A 13,691-nucleotide genomic window follows, 5' to 3' on the forward strand; every position below is an offset into this window, starting at 1 on the left:
CCTTCGAACAGGAACGAAAGAGACAGTCATGGCAGACAACCGAGAATTCGACCTGATCCTTTTCGGCGCAACGGGTTTCGTCGGCAAGCTCACCGCGGAGTATCTGATCGGCGCCGCACCCGCGACCGCTCGCATCGCGCTGGCCGGGCGGTCGCTGGACAAATTGACCCGGGTGCGTAGCGAACTCGGCCCAGGCGCGGCGGATTGGGCTCTGGTGGTGGCCGATTCGACCGATCAGGCCGCACTGAACGCGCTCGCCGCACGCACCAAGGTCGTCGTCACCACGGTCGGACCGTACCTGCGCTACGGGCTGCCGCTGGTGGCGGCCTGCGCCGAGGCGGGTACCCACTACGCCGATCTCACCGGTGAGCCGCTGTTCATCCGGGAGGCGATCGATAAGTACCACGACCAGGCCGTCGCCACCGGCGCGAAGATCGTGAATTCCTGTGGGTACGACTCGATTCCGTCGGATCTGAGCGTGTACCAACTGTATCGGCGTTCGGTCGCGGACAATGCCGGCGAGCTGACCGACACCACGCTGATCGCCAGCCTCAAGGGCGGCGTGAGCGGCGGCACCATCGACTCGGGGCGCGCCATGATGGAGGCGATCGCCGAGGATTCGTCCAAGGCGGCCGTGCTGGCGCATCCGTATTCGCTGAGCCCGGACAAGTCGATGGACCCGGACGTCGGGCGCCAGTCCGATCAGGCATTGCAGCGGGCCAGCAGTATCGACCCGAGCCTGGACGGCTGGGTCGGCACCTTTGTGATGGCCGCGCACAACACCAAGATCGTGCGGCGCAGCAACGGCCTGCTCGGCTGGGTATACGGCAAGAACTTCCGCTACCGCGAGGTGATGAACGCGGGCAAGTCACCCTTCGCGCCGCTGGTCGCGGCGGGTTTCGCGGGCGGCATCGTGGCAACGATGACGGCGGGCGCGCTGCTGTCCCGGATATCGGTGGGCCGCAAACTGCTGGATCGGGTGCTGCCGAAGCCGGGCACCGGACCGAGCGAAAAGGCCCGCATGAGTGGGTGGTTCACGATGAAGACCTACGCGAACACCACCTCCGGCGCGAAATACGTGGCCACCTTCGCGGGCCAGGGCGATCCGGGGTACCAGGCGACGGCGGTGCTGCTCGGCGAGGCCGGACTGTGCCTGGCCCTGGACACCGATAGCCAGCCCGAGCTGGCGGGCATTCTCACCCCCGCCTCCGCGATGGGCGACGCGCTCACCGATCGACTGCGGGCCGCTGGCATGACGATCGACGTCGATCGGGGCTGAATCACCCGATGAATCTCGCTCGACGCACCATGAACGCGCCCGCGCTCGCCGCGGTCTACGAACGTGCCTGGCGGCCGACGCTGTTCTACCTGGCGAGCGGGCGGACGACGGCGGCCGATCGTCGTGACGCCGTCACCGCGCTCGGCCTCGACGGCAATCAGAAGGTTCTCGATATCGCCTGCGGCCCGGGCAATTTCACGCGCTATCTGAGCAACAGGCTGTCCGGTGACGGCTATGCCATCGGCCTGGACTATTCCGAGCCGATGCTGGCCCGCGCGGTGGTCGACAATGCCGGCCCACGGGTCGGCTACCTCCGTGGCGACGCCCGCACACTGCCGTTCGCGGACGGCACCTTCGACGCGGTCTGCTGCTTCGGTGCGTTGTACCTGATCCCGGATCCGCTCGCGGCCACCCGGGAGATGGTGCGTGTGCTCGCACCGGGCGGGCGGATCGCGATCACCACCAGCCACCGCGCGGATACCGCCTTCGGCCACGCCAGCCGCATCGTCGGCGGGTGGAGCGGGCTGCGGGTGTTCGACAACGACACATTCCCGGAGCTGTTCGCCGAGCTCGGATTGGTCGATATCGATCAGCGGGTGCACCGGCTGCTGCAATACGTCCGCGCGCGTCGTCCCGCGTAGGGGCTCATGCCTTGTCGAGGCGCCGCAGTTCCTCTTCGACGTCGAACTTCGCGGACGGCCAGTCCAGCTTCAGCGTCTCCAACGCGTCGATCAGCAGTTCGGTCACGGCCAACCGGGAGAACCATTTCCGGTCGGCCGGAATCACATGCCATGGCGCGTACGCGGTCGAGGTGCGATCCACCATGGCCTGGTAGGCGTCCTGATAGGCGGGCCAGTACGCGCGTTCATCGATATCGGCCGGGTTGAACTTCCAGTACTTGTCCGGTCGCTCGAGGCGTTGGCGCAGCCGCCGCTTCTGCTCATCGAGAGAGACGAACATGGCGACCTTCACCAGCGTGATGCCCTCGTCCACCAACTCCCGTTCGAAGGCGTTGATCTCGTCATAGCGTGGCTCCCACTCGGCGGGCGGCACCAGGTTGTGTACCCGGACCACCAGGACGTCCTCGTAGTGCGACCGGTCGAAGACACCGAGTTGTCCGCCGCGCGGCAGCGCCTTGCGAATACGCCACAGGTAGTGGTGGCGCTTCTCCTCCGGTGTCGGCACGCTGAAGGCGGCATGGTCGACGCCCTGCGGATCCACCGAACCGATGACATGCCGGACGATACCGCCCTTGCCCGCCGTATCCATGCCCTGCAACACCAGCAGCACGCTGCGTTTATCGCCGGACCGGCCATTGGCGTAGAGCTTTTCCTGCAGGCCCGAGAGCAGCGTGGCCCGCTCGGCCAGCAATCCCAGGCCCATCGCCTTGTCACCGGAGAATCCGGGGGTGGCGGAGGTGTCGAGATCAGCGATCCGCAAACCATCGGCTTTCAGCGCCTCGGCGGCGGGGCGGGACCAATACTTCGCCATTTCCCATGCCTACCACGGTTCTCAGCGGATCTGAGCCAGGCGAAGCAATTGCGTAGCGAAATCTTCGTCGGAGACCGGGGTGAGGATCAGATCGTGCGAGGTCGTCAGCAGATATCGGCCGTCGCCGGTGAAATCCAGCCAGGTGCGGTGCCGGGTCGGCGGTGACATCGGATTGTCCGGATCCACGGTGACGGTGATGAAGCCACGGCAGTCGACCGGCTTACGCAGGGTATTCCGGAACCGGGTGGCGCCGCGCTGGCCGTTGGCCGAGGACGGTCCCTCGGGGTCGGGGCTCAGCACGGCATTCTGCGGTTCCCGCATCGAGCCGAGACGGCCCGGCCTGCCGGGACCGATGATCTGCACCAGCCGTTGACCGAGATTACGTGCGTGACACATCAGCACGGTCACCTTGTCCGGTACGGCGACCAGGATGCCCGCGTGGTTGTGCACCACCGCGGCGAAGGCGAGGATTCGGTCGTCGTCGATCGAATTCCCGTTGCGCTCAGCGATATTGCTGTGCTCGCCCGAGACCGTGATGGTGGTGGCGTCGGTGCGGGCGCACAGCATGAGCGCGGCGGCCAGATCCGGATCGGCCTGACGGGCGAACCGCTGCGGCAATCGCAGTGCGGCGTATTCGGTTTCGGTGCGCACGGTGGCCGCGGGCATCATATTGATCGGATACGGCCGCCGGTCCAGGCCCGTTTCGCTCTCCCAGACATGTGTGAATTCGTCCGGGGTGAAAACCCATCTCACCGTATGTCGCTCCCGCCGGGTGGGCCGTTCGGCGGGGTGAAGCGGGGCACGGCATCGCCGGAGGCCGGCATGGTCGGGGTGTAGACGTAGGTCATGGTGTCCTGGGCATCGGCTTGTGCCGCGGCGACGGACAGGTCGTGATCCAACCGCCGCTTGCCGCCGAACACGGCCTCGGCGGCCGGGTCGTCCAGCGGACGGTACTGCTGCGGCGATGCGATGGCGGCCCGAATCGCCTGCGCGGCCTCGGAATTCAACTCCATCAGCCGCTGTACCGCGCGGCACACCTCGTATGCGGTATGGCCCATCGCGATGAATTCCCTCGTGGCCCGCTGGGCCGCCTCCGCCGCACGGCCGCTCCAGCCCGCGAATTCACGGTCGGTGGTGTCGGCGAAGGTCTGAAAGGCCGTGGCGACGGCGGTCGCATTGGCCTGCCAGCAGCCCGCCACCGCACCCAGCGCGGCCGGGTCGAGGTGCTGGTGCACCCGATCCCAGATCTCCTGGTGGGTGTACGCGCCGAACCGTTCGCGCTCGGGGGCGTACGCGGGATCGGTTCCGCCACTCACCGATCCGGCGGCGGCGGTGAGGGCGCGCTGCCGCACCCGGATATCGTCGGCGGCCGCTCGGGCCGCGGAATCCACCATCGTCACCCCTCGACGGCGCCCCGGGCCGTCATCGCGGCTCCAGATAGTCGGTAACCAGTGCCAGCGCCGCGCGGTTGGCGGCCTCCGCGTCGGCCAAGCGGTGTCCCGCCGCCAGATACGCGGCCTTGAACAGCAGCGCCGTCTCCTGGAATGCCGTCATGGTGTCGAGGAATTGGTGGCCCTTCTCCGCGAAACCCGATGCCAGGCCGTGGCCCGAGGGCAGATCGGGAAAGCCCGCCACCTGCGTCACGCAATGGCCCGTTGCCATTGCCTTTCGCAGATCCTCGACGAGACGATCGCAGGCGGCGGCGAGATTATCGGCGACGTCGGCGGCCAGCTCGAAACGCGCGCCATCCGTGCCGGTGGCCGCCGCATACAGCTCCCGAGCCCTCCCCTGCCCGGTCTCCGGTACCGCCATCTGGGTATCCCCCTTCTGCTCGGTACACCCACCGCCATACTGGACGGCACTCTACCGGTAGGTAAGGTCCATCGTTGCCCGCTTGGCCGCCCCACGCGGCTGTGATATGCCGCACGATTGGTTTCGCAAGATCGCGAACCGGATCCGGTTCGCGGGAGGGCCTTTCCAGCCCTTTGCCGGGCCGACCGCGGGATGCGGGCCGATTGCTACACTGACCACCGGTCTATGACGGCTGCGGAACGGAAGGCGTTCGGTGCCCGAAATCGAAGAGGTGCTCCCGAAATATCTGCAGATTTCGGGGTACATCCGCGATCAGATTCTGCGGGGCGAACTGGCCCCGGGCGCGGAAGTACCGTCGGAACGGGAGTTGGCGGCCAGCTGGAAGGTGGCACGACCGACTGCGTCCAAAGCCTTGAATATGTTGCGCCAGCAGGGATTGGTGGAATCGCGGCGCGGTTCCGGGACCTACGTGATCGACGCTCGGGCGGACGCGCAGGTGCGCGAGGGACATGAACGGACACGGCGGTACGGGGCGCGATATGCCGAGCACGAATCGGTGACGGTGCTGTCGGCCGAGGTGGTGCCGGGAGCCGAAGAGGTCACCGCGGCATTGGGTCTGCCGCCCGGGAGTTCCGCAATTGCCCGAAAGCGGTTGATTGCCAACGACTCCGGTCCGATCCAACTGTCCACCTCGTGGTTTCCCGGCACATTCGCCGAGACAGCCGAGAAGTTGCTGATCGCCGCGCGGTTGCCAGGCGGTACCGCGCGCTATATCGAGCAGGCGACCGGACTTCTGGTCGCCTACGCGCGCGATGAGGTCGGCGCACGACTGGCCGGGGCGGAGGAACGCCGCCTACTCGGACTGACACGACCGGCGGCCGTACTCGTATACCACCTGACGCTGCACGCCACCGACGGAACGGTGCTCCAGTTCGACGAAATCGTAAATCCCCCTGAGCACTGGGCATTTCAGCAGGAATACTCCCTCGGCTCCTAGCCCGCGATCTTCGTTGACAGCCTGCCCCACCAGTGGCATAGTCCACTCTGTCGAGAATGGCATAGGCCACAGGGTGGGAGGTGCGATGTTCGATCAGTTGACCATCGGTAGTTGGGTGATCGTCGGCGAGCAGTGTTCGATCCGACGTGCCCCACTCCGCCGCGAAGATTATCTGACATACGTATTCGAGAGCGGCGGAGCCGAATTCGAGTTCGCGATGGCTCCCGGGATTTTTCGGAAGATGATCGATCTCGGTACTGCGCCGCCGACGGCGCCGGATCGGCCGGATTGAGGTAAGCGGCGACCGGTAGATAGTTTCGCGCACACTTCCTCGCCGCCTGGTTTTCCACACGGCGCGGAGGTGTGGGTGAGATGCCACCGGCGCTGTCGGGCTCTAGCCAGGTCAGGGCGGGGGCGTGGCTCGAAGATGTCTGTACTGCTGAACGGTTGGAGGAGGTGGCTGAGCATTGCGAGGAGGTGCGGGTGGGATCCAACCGGCGCTGTTCGTCGGGCGACAGCCAGGTCGAGGCGGGGCGTCCGGTGGAGCGAAGGCGTCTTGGGGGCTGAGTGGTTGAGGGAAGGCGGCTTCGCTCCTCGAGGAACAGTGCCCGGAGCGGCTGGGCGCGTTGGGGAACGGTGCACTGAAGGTAACTCGCATGTTGGGGACAGTGTCCGAGAGCGGTGGCTGAGCACGTTCGGGGAACGGTGCTCGAGGATGGCTGAGCACGTTAGGGACGAATCGCCCCAGGTGGACGTATTGCAGTGGCGGCGAGCCTACCCGGGTTTGCACTGGAGCAGCGCTGGGCGCGTTGGGTGGCCTACCGGGCTTACCTCCCGCAGGTAGGTGCGCGGTGTTCAGCTTTGTGGGCCGGTCGACCGGCTGTGGTCCGGTTTCGCGAATTCAATGATGAAAAGTGGAGTGTTGTTGAGGGATTGGGCGACGACGGCTGCGATGTGGTCGACGGTGAAAATGGGAGTGAGGTCACCAGCGCGGTGATGTCGTTCTGCGGGTGGAGGAATGGCGGTCGTTCGACGCTGAGCAGCAACCGCTTTCCCTGTCGTCGATGACCGCATTCTCTTGTCCGGCGGGTTTGTAAGGCGACCACAGCCCGCCAGCCGGGCCGGAAGCCCGCACCGCACATCCTGGCAGCAGGGGACAGTCGGGTACGGCAGGCGGCGCGCCCAGCACTGCTATATCGGCACGAAGGGCCGCGAAAACCCCTCACTCGACCAGGGATCCGCGCCAGACGCGACCCAGCGACCGAAGCTTGGTGTCGATTCGACAAACCGCACAATACATTCGGCGAACACACATCGCCGCACCGATACAGGACGCAGTACGCGGTCACAACCCATACGGATTGCGAAGGCGGCCTGCGGTACGGACCTACGAGGACCCTCGCGGGGTTGTGAACACGGTCTTCGGCCACCAGCGGTGCGCGATCATGGCTTGTGCTCCCGTTACCTTCTTCGTGGTCGTGAACCAGGGCCACGGTCGCCAGGCCCGGTATGACTTCTTGCCCCTGTCTTTCGCATGATCCGGGGGGTGGTGTCGCCGGGTCCTGGTGGCATCGACGGACCGCCGATAGGGACAGGGCCGAACACAGGTCTCTTCGTAACGTGGGTGCCGGGCGTCGATGCCGGATCGGGCGGCCGTCCAGTGGTTCGACTTGATGAAGGAACGACGACTTGGCACAGGCGTGCGGATACGACGACGACCTCGCCGGTGAAGCGACCCGCACCAGCAACCGCATCCGCGGCCTGCTCACCGGAATCCATCCCGCCCTCGAACGAGTCCTCGGACCACGAGCAACCCACCCAGCGGTCCTCGAGATCCTGTCCCGCTGCGACGGCCCCGCCGGAATCCGCACCGCCGGGCGACGGAAACTGACCACTATCGCGATCAAACACGCACCCCGCATGGGTGCCGCCTGGTCGAGGAGATCCTGGCCGCACTGCCCACCCAGACGGTCACAGTCCCGGGCAGCAAGGCCGCCGAAGCGGTCTTGCCGACACTGGCCGACCAGCTCAAAGCCGTTCTCCAGCCAAGGCAATCGATCGCCTATGACATCGAGAGGATGCTCGATGCGCACCCTCCTTCCAAGGTCCTGACCTCGATGCCCGGCATCGGAGTCAGGACCGGAGCCCGCATCCTGCTCGAAGTCGGCGACGGCTCCGACTTCGCCTCCTGCGGCCACCTCGCCGCCTACGCCGGCATCGCCCCGGTCGCTCACCGTTCCGGCTCCTCGATCCGCGGCGAGCACCCCCGCCCGGTCCGGCAACCACAAACTCAAACGAGCCTTGTTCCTGTCCGCCTTCGCCGCACTACACGACCCCGCATCCCGCGCCTACTACGACCGCAAGAGAGCCAAGGGCAAGAAACACAACGCCGCCCTCATCTGCCTGGCCCGACGCCGCTGCGACGTCATCTACGTCATGCTGAAAACCAAACAACGCTACCGAAATCCGCTGGTCCCAGCATCGACGTGATGCCACGATGACGTGACTTCATTCGTCATGACGACCTGCGCTGAGAGGACGCCGCATGATCGCGGATCTCCGCATCCGTTTCGCTGTAGACGATGAGGTGCTCTCGCGGCTCCACGCCGACGCATTCGGCGGTGACCACGTGCTGAGCCCTTGGACAGCGCGTCTGAAACGGCACAGCAGATCGTGGGTCGGTGCGTTCGTCGGCGATCGGCTTGTCGGGTTCGTGCATGCGGTCTGGGATGGAGGTCGGCATGCGTTCCTCCTCGACACCGTGGTCGACCCCGACTTCCAGCATCAGCGCATCTGAACCAGCCTGGTCGCGGCTCTTGTCGGCGACCTACGCGATCTCGGTATCGAGTGGCTCCACGTCGACTACGAACCACACCTCAACAGCTTCTATCACGACACCTGCGGATTTCGAACCACAGACGCCGGCCTACTACGACTGAACTGACACCGAAACGCCACGACGGCGCAACCGACCACGACCGATCCAGCTTGACCAAAACCATAGGGCCCCCCGAATCGGCCAGCCCTCCCCGATCACCGCGTACCGATGCGGATCATTCATCTCAGCTCCCGATCCCGGGATGCGTAGGCGACATGCAGGCACGGCCCACACAGGGCTATGGACATGACCCACAGTCACATTCACAAAGACAGCGCGCAGGCACGGCCCGCACAGTTACGAACACGGCCCAAGTCACGTTCGTGAGGGCCGCGCGCAGGCACGACCTGCGCGGGGCTACGAACATGGCCACGGTCACGGTTGCGAAGGCGTGCAGGCACGACCCGTACGAGGTTGCGAACGCGGCGTGCGGTCATCAACCATGGCGCACCACTACGACAGCCGGTGCACGGTTAATACGTGGCATGTGGCCACGATCATGACCACGAGATCGGGGAAATGGTTGTGGCCGTGACTGTTTCACATCTGTCCAATGTGAAGACGTGCAGTTCAGATGTGAAACCCTCTGGCGTGTCGCGGTATCGGATCGGTAGGTTTAGTACATGCGTTCGAGCAGCGAGGCGGAGGAGCGACGGGTTACCGACCTGTTGCGGGTCGCTGTTGCCGAACTGCTCGAGGCGCCGTTGACAGGGCTGAGTAATGATGCGGTCGTGTGTGCGTTGCGGGAGGTCGAACAAGCTAGCCGGATGCTGGCAGCGGTGGGGCATCGTCTGATTGTGGAGGCCTCCGATCGATCGCTGCCTTCGCATAGCGGCACCGGCACGGTGAAGCGGTTCCTCATGCAAACCTTGCGGCTGTCCAGCGCCGATGCCGCGGCTCGTGTGGGCGCCGCGACCTCGCTGGGAACGTGGCATGACATGGGCGGGGAACCGGTCGAGCCACACCTGCCCGCGACGGCTGCCGCGCAAGCCGACGGCGACATTTCCGTCGATCATGCGCGTGGGATCGCCGCGGTGATGAAACGAGTACCGGGTTCGACGCGGGATGCGGAATTCCGGGCGGCCGAAGAGATCCTGGCCGATTTCGCTCGCACGGGATCACCCGATGACATTCCCAAGGTGGGCGAAGCGATCCTGGCGCGGTTGGACCCGGATGGCCATCTCACCGACGAGCGTGATCGGCAGCGGATGCGGGGTATCAGCATCGGGCGCCAGCGCGCGGATGGAATGTCCCCGATCCGTGGTGAGCTCACCCCGACTCTGCGCGCATTGCTGGATCCGGTTGTCGCGAAACTCGGGCGGCCGGGTATGAACAATCCGGAGGATCCCGACAGCCCCTGCGGGGATTACGAATTCGTCGACAACGACCGGTTGGCGGCGGCCGCGCGGCGCGATACCCGCACCACCGCGCAACGCACACATGATGCGGTGCTGGCGTTGCTGCGACCGGGGGTGTCCCCCGATGCGCTCGGTCGGCATCGCGGGTTGCCGGTGTCGACGATTCTCACCATGAGTGTGGCCGATGTCGAGAAGGCCGCGGGGGTCGCGACGACGGCGACCGGGGGCACGGTGCCGTTGCCGGAGGCGTTGAAACTGGCCGAACGCTCACAGCCGTTCCTGATGGTGTTCAACCACGACGGTGTGCCACTGCATCTGGGGAAGACCAAGCGCCTGGCGACCGCCGACCAGCGGATGGCGTTGATCGCCGCCGTACGTGGCTGTTCCCGCCCAGGTTGCGACGCACCGGCAAGCTTGTGCGCGATCCATCATGTCACCGAATGGGGCAAGGGAGGGCCCACCGACATCGGCAATGAGACCCTGGCGTGCGATCGCTGCCACGCCTTGGTCCACAACGGCCCCGGCGGCTGGAAAACCGTTGTCCTGGGACCGGACTCGAAGTATCCCGGCCGCACGGGATGGATCGCACCACCTCATCTCGACCCGTCGCAAACCCCGACGGTCAACCATCGCCACCACCCCGGCGAATTCCTTGCCGAAGCACTCGCCCGCATCCACACCCACACGAACCTCGAACACCACCGACACCTCCGACGGCTGCATCGCCTAGAGCAGCCGATGTCGGCGCACCCCGAAGTCGTCGCCGAACGCGGCGGCACCGCGGTGGCCGCGTCGACCGCTAGGTCATGTACCGGTCCGCCCCGGACGGGCGCAACACTCGGACGCTGATCGGCGTATCGGTCAGCTCCGTGCCGAGTCGCCGGTCAGGTATTCGCGGAGGCGGAGGTTCTTGCGCAGGATCTTGCCCGTGGCGGATTTCGGGATGGTGTCCAGGAATCAGTTCACGGCAGCGCTGACGGGTTATTCGCCGGGCTTCCGAGCCGTCAACACCGGCTGGAAGAATCCGGCGTCCTCCGGCGTATGCCAGGTCGGGTGTTCGAAACCGGCGTCGAGGACGAAGGCCGCGAGTTGGTCGCGGGTAAGTGCCCAGTAGCGCGATCGAGCGGAGTCGACCGTCCAGGAGTCGTTCCGCTCGGTGAGTTGGAACAGCTCCAGGTCGTAGTGCTCGTCATCCCAGTGCCAGAGCTGGAAGCTGACGGTGCGGGCCGTCGGGGTGACCGCCGAATTGGGTGGCGTGCTGGTGGGGCGGTGGATTCGGAGGGCGTCGTAGTCGCGGGTGGTGGCGAGTAGCAGCCCACCCGGCTTCAGAACTCGGCGCAGTTCGGTGAGCGCGGCCGTCAGATCGGGCGGCGTCAGCAGATGCGGGAGGGCATTGTCGGCGCAGACGACCACATCGGCCCAGGCGGAGCGGAACGGCAGGGCGCGCATATCGGCCGCCGCCGTGGCCAGGGGCAGGTCACGGGCATGCGCCTCCGCTGTGGCGCGCGCCGTGGCGGCCGGGCTGAGGTCGGTGGCGATAACGGTGTGGCCACGCGCGGCGAGGCCGAGGGACTGGGTGCCGATACCGGCGGCGGCGTCGAGGACGATCCGTCCGCCCGGACCGAGCTCACCGCGGATGAGCGCGTCGAGCGCCCGGCCCTGGTCGGTGATCGCCCGGTCCCAGTCGCGGTAGAGCAGGTGGTAGGTGGCGGCCAGGTGGTCGTAGAAGCCGCGCGCCGAATCGCCGGACATGGCTTCACCGTAGTTATATCGGGACAGCTCGGTCACGGGAGCTGGTGCACGGCGCGGGATCCGGGACGATGCGTCGGCCAAGCCGCATCGCCGACATCGCCGGTTCGGACGAATTCGCCCCAGTACCGTCGTGTTCGAACGCCGACGGCGTCGAGCTGGGCCGGGCTCAGCGGTCGCACCATGGGTGCGTCCCGCCAGTCCGTGGCGGCACCGAAGAGCAGCGGCAGCTCGATGCAATGGCACGCGCCGAAGGGGTTGTCCGGATGCAACCACCCGAATCGATAGCAATAGACCCGCGCCCCGGCATCGGTCAGCAGGTCCGCGAACCGGAATACTCCGTCCTCGAAGGCCTTTCGACCGACAATTCGCCGTACCGCCGCGATGAGCGGCTCCCCGAGCACCGGCACCCGGCGCACCCTCCCGAAGACCGGATGCGGACCGTCGTAGAACGCCCGCATCTCCTCGGCAGTACATCCCATCAGCACCTGCGCGGCTCCGGCCCGCTCACGCACCGTCCGGTCCCACACCGTTTGCGCGGGCAACGGGTCGGTCTCCCATACCGGCAGATACGGCGGTGCGGCATTGAGCCCACCCGGCCCGGCCAGGCGCAGCACCGCCCGTCCCTGTGCGGCGAGCAGATCCGGCAGCGCGGCGGTCGCCGGATCGCCGTCGAGCTCGTCCAGAAAGACGGCCCCGGCCTTTTCCGCGGCCGCGTGGCTCTGGAAGGACACCCCGAATGGGGAGCTCTGCACGATGGCACGCGTGAAAAGTCGACGGGCACTCTCGATTCCGAGCATCGCGACGACCGAGTGGGCACCGGCCGACTGCCCTGCCACGGTGATGCGTCCGGGGTCACCGCCGAATGCGTGAATGTTGTCGCGCACCCATTCCAAGGCCGCGATCTGATCGAGCAGCCCGAGGTTTCCCGGGGAAATCCCCTGCGCCCGTAGATAACCCAGCACGCCGAGCCGGTAGCTGACCGATACCACCACGATCCCGGTCTCGCGCACGAGTCGCGCCGGGTCGTACAGATTCCATTCGCCGCTGCCGGTCAGATAAGCCCCACCGTGCAGCCAAACGAGCACCGCACAGCGGCCCGGCTCGGCATCGGCGGGTGCGGTAACGCTCAGCACCAGGCAATCCTCGGTCTGTGCCAGCGGCTCCGGCCAACCCATGACGGTGCCGAGCCGCGCGGGTAACTGCGGCGCGGTCGCGTGGGGGGAACGTGCGTCGCGCACCCCTTGATGCGCGGGTTCGCGCTCCGGCTTGCCGAACCGGGCGGCCCTGGCATAGCGGATGCCGCGAAACGCGACCACCCCCGCTTCCGTTCGCCCCTGCCATCGCCCGGAGGGCGCGACCACGTCGTCCATGACACTCTCACCTTCTATCGCAAGTCGACTTGCGATATGGCCCACGGTAAGTGCCGCCATCCCACAACGCAAGAAGACTTGCGATAATCGATCCATGGCCGATCCGACCCACACCCCGCAGCTGCGCGGCGCTCGACTCCAGCGGGCCGTGCTGGACGCGACGCTGGCGCGCATCGAAACCATCGGCATCGACCACGTGCGCGTCGCCGACGTCGCCGCCGACGCGGGCGTGCACGAGACCTCGATCTACCGCCGCTGGAAGACGCTGACCCGACTGCTGCTCGACGCGCTGCTATCGCGGATCGACACCGAAATCCCGATCCCCGACACCGGATCGGTGCGTGCGGACCTGGTGGCATTCATGTCGGATCTGATCCGGTTCGCCGAGACGCCGTCCGGCGCCGCGCTCATCCGCGGCACCGTCGTCTCCGAAACCGATCCGGAGGTGGCCGGGGTGCGCCGCGAGTTCTGGACGCGCCGCCTCGGCGCTTCGGAGGAGATCATCCGGCGCGGTATCGCCCGCGGCGAGATCGCGGCGACCACCGATCCACGGCTGACCATGCTGACCCTCGGCGGCCTGGTCCACTTGCGGATCACCCACCTGGGCGATCCGCTCCCCGCCGATCTCGCGGACACCGCCGTCGACCTGGTCCTGACCGGGGTGACGCCCCGCTGACCGATTTTTCGGAATCTCTCAGGTTCACCCACGATGATGTGGGCCGTGCCCGACCACGCGGGAAGATCCCCGGAACTA

At 66.6% G+C, this 13,691-nt stretch carries 12 protein-coding genes and 1 pseudogene; 7 read left to right on the plus strand and 6 right to left on the minus strand.

Annotated features, from left to right (window positions below; genetic code table 11):
• The first annotated feature begins 28 nt into the window (after positions 1 to 28).
• Together AB0H61_RS31410 and AB0H61_RS31415 are read left to right on the plus strand one after the other, a co-directional pair.
• Positions 29 to 1,279, plus strand: coding sequence for a saccharopine dehydrogenase NADP-binding domain-containing protein (locus tag AB0H61_RS31410; RefSeq protein ID WP_357311351.1), 1,251 nt, complete (start codon positions 29 to 31; stop codon positions 1,277 to 1,279).
• Between the two features lie 8 nt (positions 1,280 to 1,287).
• Positions 1,288 to 1,920, plus strand: a complete 633-nt coding sequence (locus AB0H61_RS31415) for a methyltransferase domain-containing protein (protein WP_357311352.1) — start codon at positions 1,288 to 1,290, stop codon at positions 1,918 to 1,920.
• A 4-nt stretch (positions 1,921 to 1,924) separates the two neighbouring features.
• On the opposite strand, the gene AB0H61_RS31420 is transcribed toward AB0H61_RS31415, so the two are convergent.
• From AB0H61_RS31420 to AB0H61_RS31435, 4 genes are read right to left on the minus strand one after another with little or no spacing between them, the layout of a single operon-like run.
• On the minus strand, positions 1,925 to 2,770 hold the full coding sequence (locus tag AB0H61_RS31420; protein ID WP_357311353.1) for a polyphosphate kinase 2 family protein: 846 nt from the start codon (positions 2,768 to 2,770) through the stop codon (positions 1,925 to 1,927).
• 21 nt (positions 2,771 to 2,791) lie between these two features.
• On the minus strand, positions 2,792 to 3,523 hold the full coding sequence (locus AB0H61_RS31425) for an ESX secretion-associated protein EspG (RefSeq protein ID WP_357311354.1): 732 nt from the start codon (positions 3,521 to 3,523) through the stop codon (positions 2,792 to 2,794).
• Entirely contained in the window at positions 3,520 to 4,164 is a 645-nt protein-coding gene (locus AB0H61_RS31430; protein WP_357311355.1) for a hypothetical protein, read from the minus strand. Before AB0H61_RS31430 ends, AB0H61_RS31425 begins: the two co-directional genes overlap by 4 nt.
• A gap of 28 nt (positions 4,165 to 4,192) precedes the next feature.
• A complete protein-coding gene (locus AB0H61_RS31435; RefSeq protein WP_357311356.1) occupies positions 4,193 to 4,582 on the minus strand; it encodes a hypothetical protein in 390 nt (129 codons plus the stop codon).
• Positions 4,583 to 4,835: 253 nt separating this feature from the next.
• Here AB0H61_RS31435 and AB0H61_RS31440 point away from each other — a divergent pair, with 253 nt between their 5' ends.
• The 4 genes and pseudogenes from AB0H61_RS31440 (at position 4,836) to AB0H61_RS31455 (ending at position 10,664) form a co-directional block, all read left to right on the plus strand.
• Positions 4,836 to 5,579 (plus strand): GntR family transcriptional regulator, encoded by a 744-nt coding sequence (locus tag AB0H61_RS31440; protein WP_357311357.1) that lies wholly within the window; start codon positions 4,836 to 4,838, stop codon positions 5,577 to 5,579.
• 1,704 nt (positions 5,580 to 7,283) lie between these two features.
• Positions 7,284 to 8,069: pseudogene (locus tag AB0H61_RS31445) on the plus strand (transposase); the annotation flags it as partial.
• 55 nt (positions 8,070 to 8,124) lie between these two features.
• Entirely contained in the window at positions 8,125 to 8,376 is a 252-nt protein-coding gene (locus tag AB0H61_RS31450) for a GNAT family N-acetyltransferase (protein ID WP_357311358.1), read from the plus strand.
• 704 nt (positions 8,377 to 9,080) lie between these two features.
• Positions 9,081 to 10,664 carry a DUF222 domain-containing protein gene (locus AB0H61_RS31455; protein ID WP_357311359.1) on the plus strand — a complete coding sequence of 528 codons (1,584 nt, stop codon included), beginning with the start codon at positions 9,081 to 9,083 and terminating at the stop codon, positions 10,662 to 10,664.
• A gap of 132 nt (positions 10,665 to 10,796) precedes the next feature.
• On the opposite strand, the gene AB0H61_RS31460 is transcribed toward AB0H61_RS31455, so the two are convergent.
• Together AB0H61_RS31460 and AB0H61_RS31465 are read right to left on the minus strand one after the other, a co-directional pair.
• On the minus strand, positions 10,797 to 11,567 hold the full coding sequence (locus tag AB0H61_RS31460) for a class I SAM-dependent methyltransferase (RefSeq protein ID WP_357311360.1): 771 nt from the start codon (positions 11,565 to 11,567) through the stop codon (positions 10,797 to 10,799).
• A gap of 32 nt (positions 11,568 to 11,599) precedes the next feature.
• Entirely contained in the window at positions 11,600 to 12,937 is a 1,338-nt protein-coding gene (locus tag AB0H61_RS31465; RefSeq protein WP_357311361.1) for a carboxylesterase family protein, read from the minus strand.
• A 94-nt stretch (positions 12,938 to 13,031) separates the two neighbouring features.
• Between AB0H61_RS31465 and AB0H61_RS31470 the strand changes: the two genes are divergently transcribed.
• Positions 13,032 to 13,613, plus strand: coding sequence for a TetR-like C-terminal domain-containing protein (locus AB0H61_RS31470; RefSeq protein WP_357311362.1), 582 nt, complete (start codon positions 13,032 to 13,034; stop codon positions 13,611 to 13,613).
• Positions 13,614 to 13,691: the final 78 nt, after the last annotated feature.

The organism is Nocardia sp. NPDC050710, from assembly GCF_040654375.1.
Taxonomy (GTDB): domain Bacteria; phylum Actinomycetota; class Actinomycetes; order Mycobacteriales; family Mycobacteriaceae; genus Nocardia.

Excerpts from the sequence above, each read along its gene's own strand:
- AB0H61_RS31420 (WP_357311353.1), bottom strand. The coding sequence starts at position 2,770 with ATGGCGAAGTATTGGTCCCGCCCCGCCGCCGAGGCGCTGAAAGCCGAT.
- AB0H61_RS31455 (WP_357311359.1), top strand. The coding sequence starts at position 9,081 with ATGCGTTCGAGCAGCGAGGCGGAGGAGCGACGGGTTACCGACCTGTTG.
- AB0H61_RS31415 (WP_357311352.1), top strand. The coding sequence starts at position 1,288 with ATGAATCTCGCTCGACGCACCATGAACGCGCCCGCGCTCGCCGCGGTC.
- AB0H61_RS31435 (WP_357311356.1), bottom strand. The coding sequence starts at position 4,582 with ATGGCGGTACCGGAGACCGGGCAGGGGAGGGCTCGGGAGCTGTATGCG.
- AB0H61_RS31410 (WP_357311351.1), top strand. The coding sequence starts at position 29 with ATGGCAGACAACCGAGAATTCGACCTGATCCTTTTCGGCGCAACGGGT.
- AB0H61_RS31450 (WP_357311358.1), top strand. The coding sequence starts at position 8,125 with ATGATCGCGGATCTCCGCATCCGTTTCGCTGTAGACGATGAGGTGCTC.
- AB0H61_RS31470 (WP_357311362.1), top strand. The coding sequence starts at position 13,032 with ATGGCCGATCCGACCCACACCCCGCAGCTGCGCGGCGCTCGACTCCAG.
- AB0H61_RS31430 (WP_357311355.1), bottom strand. The coding sequence starts at position 4,164 with ATGGTGGATTCCGCGGCCCGAGCGGCCGCCGACGATATCCGGGTGCGG.
- AB0H61_RS31460 (WP_357311360.1), bottom strand. The coding sequence starts at position 11,567 with ATGTCCGGCGATTCGGCGCGCGGCTTCTACGACCACCTGGCCGCCACC.
- AB0H61_RS31465 (WP_357311361.1), bottom strand. The coding sequence starts at position 12,937 with ATGGACGACGTGGTCGCGCCCTCCGGGCGATGGCAGGGGCGAACGGAA.